This is a genomic window from Acinetobacter terrae (assembly GCF_002135195.1).
Taxonomy (GTDB): domain Bacteria; phylum Pseudomonadota; class Gammaproteobacteria; order Pseudomonadales; family Moraxellaceae; genus Acinetobacter; species Acinetobacter terrae.
In genome coordinates this window covers 1-12,489 of record NZ_NEGF01000013.1, presented here as the reverse complement: position 1 = coordinate 12,489, position 12,489 = coordinate 1, and the positions used below count along the sequence as shown (strand labels likewise).

Annotated in this window: 13 protein-coding genes; 8 read left to right on the top strand and 5 right to left on the bottom strand. The window is 40.7% G+C overall.

Annotation, left to right across the window (positions count from 1 at the left end):
• Positions 1-27: 27 nt before the first annotated feature.
• The 4 genes from B9T23_RS13255 to pabC form a co-directional block, all read right to left on the bottom strand.
• Positions 28-444 (bottom strand): PaaI family thioesterase, encoded by a 417-nt coding sequence (locus B9T23_RS13255; RefSeq protein WP_086194452.1) that lies wholly within the window; start codon positions 442-444, stop codon positions 28-30.
• Between the two features lie 94 nt (positions 445-538).
• Entirely contained in the window at positions 539-1,138 is a 600-nt protein-coding gene (gene tmk / locus B9T23_RS13250; protein ID WP_086194451.1) for a dTMP kinase, read from the bottom strand.
• A gap of 3 nt (positions 1,139-1,141) precedes the next feature.
• Entirely contained in the window at positions 1,142-2,191 is a 1,050-nt protein-coding gene (gene mltG / locus B9T23_RS13245) for an endolytic transglycosylase MltG (protein WP_086194450.1), read from the bottom strand.
• A 1-nt stretch (position 2,192) separates the two neighbouring features.
• On the bottom strand, positions 2,193-3,005 hold the full coding sequence (gene pabC, locus B9T23_RS13240) for an aminodeoxychorismate lyase (RefSeq protein WP_086194449.1): 813 nt from the start codon (positions 3,003-3,005) through the stop codon (positions 2,193-2,195).
• A gap of 168 nt (positions 3,006-3,173) precedes the next feature.
• Here pabC and B9T23_RS13235 point away from each other — a divergent pair, with 168 nt between their 5' ends.
• The 8 genes from B9T23_RS13235 to B9T23_RS13200 all read left to right on the top strand — a co-directional run bounded on the left by B9T23_RS13235 (position 3,174) and on the right by B9T23_RS13200 (position 11,333).
• Positions 3,174-4,178 carry a sulfate ABC transporter substrate-binding protein gene (locus B9T23_RS13235; RefSeq protein ID WP_086194448.1) on the top strand — a complete coding sequence of 335 codons (1,005 nt, stop codon included), beginning with the start codon at positions 3,174-3,176 and terminating at the stop codon, positions 4,176-4,178.
• A gap of 177 nt (positions 4,179-4,355) precedes the next feature.
• Positions 4,356-5,369: a sulfate ABC transporter substrate-binding protein gene (locus B9T23_RS13230; protein ID WP_086194447.1), complete on the top strand. Its 1,014-nt coding sequence runs from the start codon at positions 4,356-4,358 to the stop codon at positions 5,367-5,369.
• A 27-nt stretch (positions 5,370-5,396) separates the two neighbouring features.
• Positions 5,397-6,002 carry an alpha/beta hydrolase gene (locus B9T23_RS13225; RefSeq protein WP_086194446.1) on the top strand — a complete coding sequence of 202 codons (606 nt, stop codon included), beginning with the start codon at positions 5,397-5,399 and terminating at the stop codon, positions 6,000-6,002.
• An 84-nt stretch (positions 6,003-6,086) separates the two neighbouring features.
• On the top strand, positions 6,087-6,920 hold the full coding sequence (gene cysT, locus B9T23_RS13220) for a sulfate ABC transporter permease subunit CysT (RefSeq protein ID WP_067724989.1): 834 nt from the start codon (positions 6,087-6,089) through the stop codon (positions 6,918-6,920).
• A complete protein-coding gene (gene cysW / locus B9T23_RS13215; RefSeq protein WP_067724987.1) occupies positions 6,917-7,810 on the top strand; it encodes a sulfate ABC transporter permease subunit CysW in 894 nt (297 codons plus the stop codon). The genes cysT and cysW overlap by 4 nt, the downstream gene beginning before the upstream one ends.
• A gap of 11 nt (positions 7,811-7,821) precedes the next feature.
• Entirely contained in the window at positions 7,822-8,883 is a 1,062-nt protein-coding gene (locus B9T23_RS13210; protein WP_086194445.1) for a sulfate/molybdate ABC transporter ATP-binding protein, read from the top strand.
• Positions 8,884-8,943: 60 nt separating this feature from the next.
• Positions 8,944-9,867 (top strand): CysB family HTH-type transcriptional regulator, encoded by a 924-nt coding sequence (locus B9T23_RS13205; protein ID WP_086194444.1) that lies wholly within the window; start codon positions 8,944-8,946, stop codon positions 9,865-9,867.
• Between the two features lie 269 nt (positions 9,868-10,136).
• Entirely contained in the window at positions 10,137-11,333 is a 1,197-nt protein-coding gene (locus tag B9T23_RS13200) for an outer membrane protein transport protein (RefSeq protein WP_086194443.1), read from the top strand.
• An 83-nt stretch (positions 11,334-11,416) separates the two neighbouring features.
• On the opposite strand, the gene carO is transcribed toward B9T23_RS13200, so the two are convergent.
• Positions 11,417-12,169 (bottom strand): ornithine uptake porin CarO, encoded by a 753-nt coding sequence (gene carO, locus B9T23_RS13195; protein WP_086194442.1) that lies wholly within the window; start codon positions 12,167-12,169, stop codon positions 11,417-11,419.
• Between the last annotated feature and the right edge of the window lie 320 nt (positions 12,170-12,489).

Sequence of the window (12,489 nt, the reverse complement as noted above, 5' to 3'; positions counted from 1 at the left end):
GCTTTTTAACTCGACCATAGACTAGAATTATCGCTGAGGTGGAATAGAATAAGTACCCACAACATGGGCGATCGGTTCATCCGAATCAAGGGAATATAACCAAACATCACCGACAATCAGTGCCTTGCCCACTTTCATCAATCGGCAAACTGCACGAATATCCTGTTCTGCGGATGGCCTTCTTAAAAAATTAGTGGATAGATTGGTGGTCACTGCCAAAGCAACAATGCCGATCTCGCCTAGTATCGCAATATAAAGTGCATAATCGGCAGCAGTCATCATGGTTGGTCCTGATACCGTTCCGCCGGGTCTTAAATCAGCAGCAGCCACATGATAAATAATGGATGCAGCTTTTTCAGTCACTGCTTCTATTTCGCATTTTTCCAGACTTTGTGGAAATTCAGCCTGTAAAAAAGAAATAATCTCTGCCTTAGTACTTTTCATTTATATTTCATCTTCATCCCTGATGATACTGAATATAAAAGAATAACTCACCTTAAGCACTGATCTTTTTGATCTTTGTTTCAATCTGAAAAAGTTATTTCAGATAAGCCACTGCCTGTTCAAACACCTGTTCAGGACTTTGAGTAGCATCTAAACGCTTAATCCGTTCACCTTGTTGTTCCCACAGCTCTTGATAACCTGATCGAACTTTCTCAAAAAAAGTGGCTTTCTCCTGTTCAAAGCGATCGAGTGCTCCACGTTCACGTGCGCGTAACATGCCCAGTTCCGTCGGTGCATCCAGCCAAAAAGTGATATTCGGCATATGCGAGACAAAATTTGCATTCAATAATTGCAATTTTTCTTTACTTAATCCACGCCCCGCACATTGATAGGCAAAACTGGCATCGGTAAAACGATCACAGAGTACAGTTTTACTTGTAGCCAATGCCGGCACAATCACTTGCTGCAAATGTTGCGCACGTGCAGCGTACATTAAAAGCAACTCAGTATCATTGGACATGCTTTCTTCATGATTGACCGACAACAGTAGCGAACGGATTTGTTCTGCCATCGGTGTACCGCCCGGCTCACGAGTAAGCACCACTTGCTGACCTTGCTGTTCTAAATAGTCATAAATTTTACGAATGAGTGTGGTTTTCCCGACACCTTCAGTGCCTTCAAAACTAATAAACATCCATCACTCCTTCTTCGATTTTAAAACTGACAAGTAATCCTGCACTGCACGATTATGCTCATCTAAACTTGCGGTAAATTTATGTCCACCATTGCCGGTTGCGACAAAATAAATATTGTTTGATGCATCCGGATGCATCGCTGCCTCAATCGCTTTTTGACTTGGCAAGGCAATTGGTGTTGGCGGTAAGCCATTGTTAGTATAGGTATTATAGGCAGTCGGTGTACGCAAATCTGTACGGGTGATATTGCCTTTATAGTTATCTCCCATACCATAAATCACAGTTGGGTCAGTTTGCAGACGCATCCCCATTTTTAAACGGCGTACAAAGACCCCAGAAACTTGTTCCAATTCACGATCGAGACTGGTTTCTTTTTCCACAATTGAAGCCATAATCAAAGCTTCATATTTATCTTTATAAGGTAGGTCAGAGGCGCGATTTGCCCATGCAGCATCTAAAGATTTCATTTGGCGGTTATATAAATCTGTCAGAATCTTTTTATCTGTTTCGCCTTTGGCAAAGAAATACGTATCCGGTGCAAATAGACCTTCAGGATGATTAAACGGAATATCCAACGCTTGCAGCATTTGATCTTGAGGAAGATTCAGCACTTCTTTGGTGACTAAATTATCTTTCTTTAGAAGTTCAATTAACTGCTTAAAGGTCGTGCCTTCAATCACCAGAATGCGATTCATTTGTGCATTTTCAGAATTCGCGACCATATCCATCACTTGACGAATCGTCATGCCCTGACGCACTTCATACACACCGGCTTTCATGCTGTCATGAATGATAAACTTTTGATAAAGCTTTAATATAATCGGGAAACTGACTTTATCTTCTTTGGCTAAACGATTAATAAAGCCTGAATAGGTATCACCTGTGCCGATGGCCAGCAGCTGCTTTTCACCTTCGACAGGATAAGCCTTAAACAAGCTTGACCATAAGATGACTGAAGCCATGACCACGAAACCTATGAATAGAACGACGAAACCTTTCAATGGAAATACTTTTGTGGCTTTCTTTTTTGAGTTTTTGTTTGTGCTGGACATATTAACGAATCTGAGTCAATTGAAGGATATTAAACAGTTCAATACACGCTTGAACATTCAAAGCTTGCTGATTAAGTTCAGTCACAACTTTCATTGGACTTAAGGCATTACAGAAAAACAGACTTTCAAATTTTGAAATTTCTTCCATATCAATAAAACGCTGTTCGCAATGAATACCTTGCTGCTGCATACGCGCCAAAATCTCTGCCCGCATCACGCCATGGATGCCATTATAACGAAGTTCCGGGGTAATCCATGCATTGTTTAAACGAATGAAACAATTACTGCTTACTCCTTCAACAACAGTGCCTTGCACATCGGTCACTAGTGCTTCCGCCCATCCATGTTGATCAGCCTCATTTTTTAATAATACCTGTTCCAAACGATTCAGGCTTTTTAAACCGACCAAACTGGGCATGGTCAGTCCCAATGCTTGTTGCAGCACACCCGATTTAATTTTTTCAATTTGAAAATCTTCCACCACTTTAGGATAAAAAAATACCCATACATCCGCTGGATGATCAGGCAAACTGTATCCGCGCTGCCCTTCACCACGACTAATGATGACTTTAAGTGTGCCATTCACTTCCAGAAATTGCTGTCGCAATAAACCTAAGCTTTTTTGAATCAAACTCAAATCTGCTTTTAACAGCAGTCGTTCACAACTTAAATGCAGACGTGCCGTATGTAATGCTTCAAGCTCAATTTTGCCATGCCGAACACGCGCAGTCGTAAAACAGCCATCACCATAATGGAAAGCACGATCCAATAATGAAATTTCGTTTATTTCCTGTGCATTTTTAAAACATGGCATATGCAAACATCCTGTGAATGATGACTTAGTTTAAAAATAGCGACGCTGAATTGATAGCTGTTTTATTCATATCAAATTCGTTTCTTATTATTTTTTTAATAAAAAAGATGACGCTATTCTCCGCCTTGTACAGAACATAAATAATTTAAATGTAAAGGATAGTAAAAAATGCGCTCATTAAAAATCGGGGTTTTAGCAGCACTTATTTCGGCAACGTCTTTTGGCGCTTTAGCAAAAGACTTCTTAAACGTTTCTTACGATCCAACCCGTGAATTGTATGAAAACTATAATAAAGAGTTTGGTGCGTATTGGAAAAAAAGTACAGGCCAAGATCTCACTTTCAAACAATCACACGGCGGTTCTGGAAAACAAGCACGCTCAGTCATTGATGGCCTTGATGCAGACGTCGTGACATTAGCACTAGCAGCAGATATTGATGCCATTGCAGAAAATACCAATCTTCTTCCAAAAGACTGGCAGAAAAAGTTTCCAAATAACTCTACACCTTATACATCAACTATCGTATTCCTCGTACATAAAGGCAACCCGAAAGGCATTAAAGACTGGGGCGATTTGGTTAAACCAGATGTCGGCATCATTACCCCAAACCCTAAAACGTCTGGCGGTGCCCGCTGGAACTATTTAGCAGCATGGGCTTGGGCGAAACACCAGGCAGGTGGTAACGATGCCAAAGCGCAAGAATTTGTACGTAAAATCTATAAAAACACCAAAGTTCTTGACTCAGGCGCACGGGGTGCAACAACAACATTTGCCGAGCGTGGTATCGGTGACGTATTACTGGCGTGGGAAAACGAAGCACACCTAGCGATTCGTGAACAGCCGGGCAAGTTTGAAATTATCACACCATCATTGTCTATTTTGGCAGAACCGCCAGTGGCGATTGTTGAAAAGAATGCACAGAAAGATGGCAATCTCACGGTCGCTAAAGCTTACTTAAACTACCTGTATTCACCTGCAGGTCAAACCGTTGCTGCCAATAACTTCTATCGTCCGCGCAATGCCGCTGTATTGGCAAAATACAAATCAGTATTCAAACCTTTGAAACTGGTAACAATTGACAAGGAATTTGGTGGCTGGACTAAAGTACAAAAAGCTCACTTCGATAATGGCGGCATTTTTGACCAGATCGTGAAAGCAAATAGCACCAAATAATCTTGGAAGATCAAAAGCAGCATTGGCTTTAATGATAAGGCCAATGCTTTGGATACAGAACAGGTTTTATTTATCTTTTTTATTCATATAAAATTCATTTTTTATTATTTTTTATGCATAAAGAATGGCGCTATTCTGCATTCATGTTACAAAACAGTTAAGAATATTGAGGTTGGCATGAGCATTTCAGCAAAATTAAAGTTAGGGGTTTTAGCAGCAGTTATCTCTGCAACATCTTTTGGCGCTCTGGCAAAAGACTTTCTAAATGTCTCTTATGACCCAACCCGTGAACTTTATGAAGATGTCAATAAACAGTTCGGTAAATACTGGGAAAGCCGTACCGGTCAAAAAATCAACTTCAAGCAATCTCACGGTGGTTCTGGTAAACAAGCGCGTGCGGTGATTGATGGTTTAGATGCTGATGTCGTGACGCTTGCGCTTGCTGCTGATATTGACGTCATTGAACAAAAAACAAAACTGCTTCCTGCTGATTGGCAAAAGAAACTTCCTCACAACTCAACACCCTATACATCTACAATTGTGTTCTTGGTACGTAAAGGCAACCCGAAAGGTCTAAAAGACTGGGGCGACTTGGTTAAACCAGGGGTAGGCATTATCACTCCAAACCCTAAAACTTCTGGCGGTGCACGCTGGAACTATTTAGCTGCTTGGGCATGGGCGAAACACCAAGCCGGCGGTAACGACAAAACGGCTCAAGAATTCGTTCGTAAAATTTATAAAAACACCAAAGTACTCGATTCTGGCGCACGTGGCGCAACTACAACATATGCTGAGCGTGGTATTGGTGACGTATTACTGGCTTGGGAAAATGAAGCGCACTTAGCGATTCGTGAACAACCCGGTAAATTCGAAATCGTAACGCCAAGCTTGTCAATTCTTGCTGAGCCACCCGTTGCGATCGTAGAAAAAAATGCTGAGAAAAAAGGCAATAAATACTTAGCGCAAGGTTACTTGAACTTCTTGTACTCTCCATTGGGTCAAGAAATTTCAGCACGTAACTTCTACCGTCCACGTAACGCAAAAGTGTTAGCAAAATACAGCAATGTATTCAAGCCACTTAAACTTGTCACCATTGACCAGGAATTTGGTGGCTGGGATAAAGTTCAAAAAGCCCACTTTGAAAGTGGTGGCATCTTTGACCAAATCGTAAAAGCCAATAGCGCGAAATAAGTGCTAGAAAGATAGAGGAGCATCGACATGATTCATACCGTAATTGTTCCAGGCGTAGGTGGCAGTGAACCTGCTCACTGGCAATCCTGGTTACAACGACAACTCATGTCATGCTCTCGTGTGCAACAAAAAGATTGGAACAAACCTGTCTTACAAGATTGGATTGCAGAATTTGTAAATACAGTTCGTCCGATTCAAGGTCATATTCAAATTGTTGCGCATAGTTTTGGTTGCCTAACCACTGTTGCAGCATTGGCTCAGCACCCGGAATTAAATCAAAAAATTAAAAATTTGATTTTGGTTGCTCCAGCGAATCCTGCACGTTTTGGTGAATCTGGCTTTGCACGTAATAGCCAGCAAGATTATCAACGCTATTTTCACCAACTTAAAATTGCCGTTCCGACCACTTTACTGATTAGTGAAAACGACCCTTGGTTAAATTTTGAAGATGCCAAATGCTTAGCCAAAGCATGGAAGCTCAATCCTATTAATCTGGGTCAAGTCGGACATATTAATGTTGCTTCTGGTTTTGGTCCATTTCCTGAAATTTATGATTATTTGATTTCAGAAAATGTACTGCAACATATCAATTTTTCTGATGAGAGCAAGTGTTATTTTAAATTTGCAATTTGAAGTCTGCAAATTATGCTTGTGCCGAATTAAATTTTTATTTTTGCTGACTTTATTGGTCAGCATTTTCTCTTTTGAGGAGTAATCATGTCGCAGCGATCCCGAGTGCTGCCAGGATTTGGTCTTTCTCTAGGCTTTACCCTAGCGTATTTGTCATTAATTGTTCTTATTCCACTCTCTGCGGTGTTTATTAAATCACTGGGCATTGGCTGGGACGGTTTATGGGAAATTTTAAGTTCAGAACGTATTCTAAAATCTTTGCAGTTAAGTTTTAGTGCTGCACTCATTGCAGCCTTAGTCAATGTGGTATTTGGCTTATTACTGGCATGGTGCTTGGTTCGTTACAGCTTTCCTGGCAAACGAATTATTGATGCTTTGGTTGATTTACCCTTTGCCCTGCCAACTGCAGTTGCCGGTATTGCACTGACTTCTTTATACGCACCTACAGGCTGGATTGGTCAGTACCTGGAACCGATTGGCATTAAAGTGGCCTACACTCCGATCGGGATCACGCTTGCGCTGATTTTTATTGGCTTACCTTTCGTGGTTCGTACAGTACAACCTGTTTTAAGTGACCTGGAAACCGAACTGGAAGAAGCTGCATCTGCACTCGGTGCCAACCGTTTTCAGGTTATTACCAAAATCATTATGCCGATTCTGTTCCCTGCATTACTGACGGGTTTTGCATTGGCATTTGCACGTGGTGTAGGTGAATACGGTTCAGTGATCTTTATTGCAGGTAACCAGCCCTATGAAACTGAAATTGCGCCACTGATGATTATTTCTCGTTTAGAAGAATATGATTATGCAGGTGCAACGACGATTGCGGTGGTGATGTTGGTGCTGTCATTTGCGATTTTATTCCTGATTAACTTGCTACAAGCGTGGGCAAGCCGCCGTACAGGGAGAACTGCACCATGAGCTTAATCACCAATAGCAATGCTTTAGCAGAAAAACTGCAATCTCGCGATGCCACCCGTGAACCGACATGGGTACGTAATCTGCTGATTACCATTGCGCTGATCTTTTTCTTAAGCTGCCTGATTCTGCCTTTAATTCTGGTCTTTGTTGAAGCCTTTAAACAAGGTGTTGCGGTTTATTTCCAAGCCTTGATCAATCCAGATACTTTATCTGCAGTAAAACTGACTTTATTGACAGCTGCCATTGCCGTGCCGTTAAACGTGGTGTTTGGTGTCGCTGCGGCCTGGTCTGTTGCGAAATTCAACTTCCGTGGTAAATCCATTTTAACCACCATTATTGACATCCCTTTCTCTGTATCGCCTGTCATCGCAGGTATGATGTTAGTACTGATTTTTGGTACTCAAGGCTGGATGGGCAGCTGGCTGATGGATCACGACATCAAAGTGTTATATGCCGTGCCTGCCATTGTGCTTGCCACCATCTTTATTACCGTTCCTTTTGTTGCGCGTGAATTGATTCCTTTAATGGAAGCGCAAGGAACTGAAGAAGAAGAAGCTGCGATTGTACTCGGTGCTTCTGGCTGGCAAACCTTCTGTAAAGTGACCTTACCGAATATTAAATGGGGTCTGATTTACGGTGTGATTCTGTGTAATGCCCGTGCGATGGGTGAATTCGGAGCGGTATCGGTGGTGTCTGGTCACATTCGTGGTGAAACCAATACCTTGCCGTTACACGTAGAAATTCTATACAACGAATATACCTTTAGTGCTGCGTTTGCGGTGTCCTCGCTGTTGGCTTTACTTGCCATTGTGACCCTGATTTTAAAAACATGGGTTGAGATTCGCCAAGAAAAGCAAAACAAACGTAATGAAGATTCACAAGTTTCTTAAGGAATGACATCATGAGTATTCAAGTTAAAAATATTGAAAAAAACTTTGGTGCATTCCATGCACTTAAAAACATTTCACTGGATTTTCCAGATGGTCAGTTGGTGGCATTACTGGGTCCATCTGGCTGCGGTAAAACCACTCTGCTCCGCATCATTGCAGGCTTAGAATCGGCTGATGGTGGTCAAGTGATTCTTGAAGGTGAAGATGCCACCGATGTTCACGTTCGTGAACGTCAAGTGGGCTTCGTTTTCCAGCACTATGCTTTGTTCCGTCATATGACTGTATTTGAAAACATTGCTTTTGGTTTGCGTGTTCGTCCGCGCTCGACACGCCCTTCTGAAGCGGAAATCAAAAAACGTGTTACCCGTTTACTTGATTTGGTTCAACTCGGCTTCTTGGCGGATCGTTTTCCGGCTCAGTTATCGGGTGGTCAACGTCAACGTATTGCCTTGGCGCGTGCACTCGCTGTTGAACCTCGTGTACTGTTACTGGATGAACCGTTTGGTGCACTCGATGCCAAGGTACGTAAAGAACTGCGTCGCTGGTTACGTACCTTGCATGATGAATTGCATATCACTTCTATTTTTGTAACGCACGATCAAGAAGAAGCATTGGAAGTGGCGGATCAAATTGTCGTGATGAACAAAGGTAATGTAGAGCAGATTGGCTCACCGCGTGAAGTTTATGAAAAACCGGCAACGCCGTTTGTTTTCGATTTCCTTGGTCAGGCAAATCGTTTCGAAGGTCAAAATCAGCAAGGCATCATTCATCTTGGTGAAGACCGCATTCAATTGCCACAGGTGAATGATGCTCCACAAGGTGAAATTATTGCATTTGCGCGTCCAAATGAACTCAGCATTCATGCTGCTCCGCAAGAAAATGCCATTCAAGCCACTTTCTTACGTGAAATCTGGATTGCCGGTAAAGTGCTTGCAGAACTTCAGGATCGCCAAGGTAATTTAATTGAAATTTCGCTTAACTCTGAAGAAGCGAAATTACATCAATTCAAACCGAATCAAACTGTGTGGTTAAGCCCAACTGCATTGCATTTATTTGCCAATGACGTCGCTTAATAACAAATAGATGGGGCAAAAAAAGCCCCATCCTCTTTTAGGGTTAAGGTACAAAGAATTATGAATTTTCAACAATTAAGAATTATTCGAGAAACCGTTAGACAAAACTTTAATTTAACTGAAGCTTCAGCCGCACTTTACACATCCCAATCGGGTGTGAGTAAACACATTAAAGATTTAGAAGATGAACTGGGTGTGCAACTGTTTATCCGTAAAGGTAAACGTTTATTGGGTTTAACTGAGCCGGGTCAGTCTTTGCTGGGTATTGTTGAACGCATGCTGGTCGATGCAGACAATATTAAACGTCTTGCAGATGACTTTAATCGCGTCGATGAAGGCACGCTCACGATTGCAACCACACATACGCAAGCACGCTATGTGTTACCGCCGATTGTGAATCAATTTAAAAAAGAATTTCCAAAAGTACATTTGATTTTGCAACAGGCAAGTCCGGTTGAAATTACTGAAATGTTGCTTCAAGGTGAAGCCGATATCGGTATTGCAACCGAATCTTTAACCACTGAAGACAACCTTGCAAGTGTGCCTTTTTATACTTGGCAACACAGTATTATCACCCCACAAAATCATCCACTAGCCAGCAAAACCGATATTACTTTAGAAGACTTGGCGCAATATCCGCTGATTACTTATCATGGCGGTTTCACCGGCCGTTCAAAAATTGACAAAGCCTTTGATGAGGCAGGACTTGATGTGGATATTGTAATGTCAGCACTTGATGCCGATGTCATCAAGACCTATGTTGAACTGAATATGGGTGTCGGTATTGTCAATAATGTCGCTTATGACGCAGAACGTGACTACCGTTTAAAGCAGATCCCAACCGATATTTTTGGTGTGAATACCACCTGGATTGCGGTACGTAAAGGTCATTTACTACGCGGCTATGGTTATGAGTTTATTTCACTATGCTCTCCAGAAGCTGACATCAAAGCACTGAAACGAGTGGCTTACCCAGAAGATTAAAAATCACATAATTATTTAAATTAGGGATATCCGAATATCCCTTTTTTAATTTTAACTAACCGTTTCTATTGTTTTACTTATCAGCAATATAAAAAAAATTATCCATTCAAAAATCAAAATATAAATAATCTTAAAATTAGGCTTGCTCATTCTAAATAAAACGACATAAAGTACACACGCTGCATAAAAAAAATTCAATTACATGGTGTGTTATCAAGTTTTACGCACAAAATATATAAGCGAAATCATTATTTAATTTGAGGTTATTTATGAAAGCTACGGCATTTGGCATAAGTATGTGCATTTTTTTACCTACCCAAGTATTTTCCGCAGCACTTGAAACTTCAAACCAAAGTATTGCTATATTTTTAGAACCAAAGAATTACGCTGGATTTTCAATCGCATTTGTTGATGCGAATATTTCTGGGAATACTTACCGCCCTGAAGCTAGTAATCCATCGGTATATAAAGAAACCTCTACACAAGATTTCGTTAATCACTTTTATCTGTCCAATGCGGCCTTAAAATTACAACTCGATTCCAATTGGTCTGTAGCTCTGATTTATGACCAACCTTTTGGTACAGATGTCAGTTACGCTTTAGCTCCCGTTGCCACGAGTCCCGATGATTTAGTCAATGCTGTACGCTTTAAAGTGGATAGCAACAATCTCACGGCTCTAGTCGGCTACCAGCCGAATCAATCTTGGAACATATATACAGGTTTAAGTTATCAAAGCTTAAAAACGCATTTGAAAATTTCAGGACAATCGATGGGCTTACTGGTCGATTATATCGGGGATATAAAGAAAGATTCCGCGAGTGGTTGGCTTACAGGTGTCAGCTATCAACGGCCTGAATATGCCCTTCAAAGCTCACTGACTTATCGTTCTAAAATTCGACATAAGCAACAATTTAATGAACAAGTAAGCACAGTTCCCGCCATCCCTTTACTCAATTTAGCATCCGACCAAAACACGACGATAGAAACGCCCCAATCAGTCAACCTTGAGTTTCAAACAGGCATAACAGCCAATCATTTAATTTATGGATCAGTGCGTTGGGTCAATTGGCAGAGTTTTAAAATTACTTCCCCCTTGATCAGTTCAGATAGTGATACACCAATCGCTTTAGTGGATTATCAAACAGATCAGTGGAGTACAACTTTAGGTCTCGCTCATGTATTTAATGACAAATTCACCTCTACGGTGGATATAGGACTAGATTCGGGTAGTGGTAATCCGGCTTCTACCTTAAGTCCTTCAGATGGTTTTTATAGTTTTGGTGTAGGTGGTTTTTATAATATTCACTCTGATTTATTTATTGCCGGTGGCATAAAATACTTAAAGTTTAATAAAGCAAAAATTCAGCAAGAACAAAATGGTCCAGGCAGTTTATTTGGACCTTTATCTTCGGTAAACAATAATAATGCTGTCGCTTATGGGGGCAAAGTAGGTTATCGTTTTTAACTAAAAGTGTTTAATTTTCAAAACTCAATCTTCAAAAAAAAAACGAGCCGGAGCTCGTTTTTTAAAGAATGATAATTTTTAAATTACCAGTGGTAGCTAACACCTACTTTAGCTACTGGTAACCACGCGAATTTATCATCATTCGCTATTTCATACGCTTCTTTATCTACCGCATCCTGAGCTGATACAGTATTACCTGCTACTGGAACTAAATTATTTTGTGTTAATTTCACATCTGGATTGCCTGTATAATAAGCACCGACTTCACCAAATACGCCCCAGTTCTTATTAATTTTTGGTGCAAAACCCAATCCTAGGTAAGGAGCAATATCATTTTCGTAAGACATTTGCCCACGTACATTTCCTTCTTGACCAGGGACAGCTAATTGATAGTTTTTACCGTCAATACTTAAGGTTTCACCATTTCCAATACGTTTTTGTAAATCATATTGATTGTCAAGATAACCTACACCAGCCGCCATATATAAAGCTTGTGCCCAACGATTTTCACTGGCACCCCAAGGACGAATCTCAGCATTTAAATAAGCTAGCTTATTGTCCATATCTAAGTCATATTTCGTACCATTTACTGATACATCATCAGTCCATGAAATTTCACCACCATTATAACCCAATGCTAATCCCACGTATGGGTTTGCAGTCCAAAGTAATGCACCACCATAACCAGTTGTACCTACTTCAGCACGAACGCCTGTTGGGATAAGTTGATTGCGATCAAATGCATAACCATCTTGTACTACTGCATCGTCAGCCATTGCTGTACCGGCAATAGCTGTCAATACAGTTGCTGCTAAAATCGTACTTAAAGTTTTCATCGTGTCTCTCCTCAAAAGGGCTTATTTCATCATTAATGTTTTTTTCGTATTTAAACTATAAAATATTAGTAGCATTTGTTTTATTCAAAATTTGCTTACTTTTTGTTAAATTTTGATACAAATGCTTTTTAACATTAGATCTCTTTCATAAATCAAAAAATGACCTTCTTTTTGATTAATATTTGTACCCCAGATTTTTTAACAGTCGTGCATAATCTGCGGATGAAATACATCGATTCAAACAAGCTTTCTGATCCTCAGTTCAAGCGATACACCGGCATCTCATGGTCAACCTTCTATTTAATGGTTGAGCAATTGAA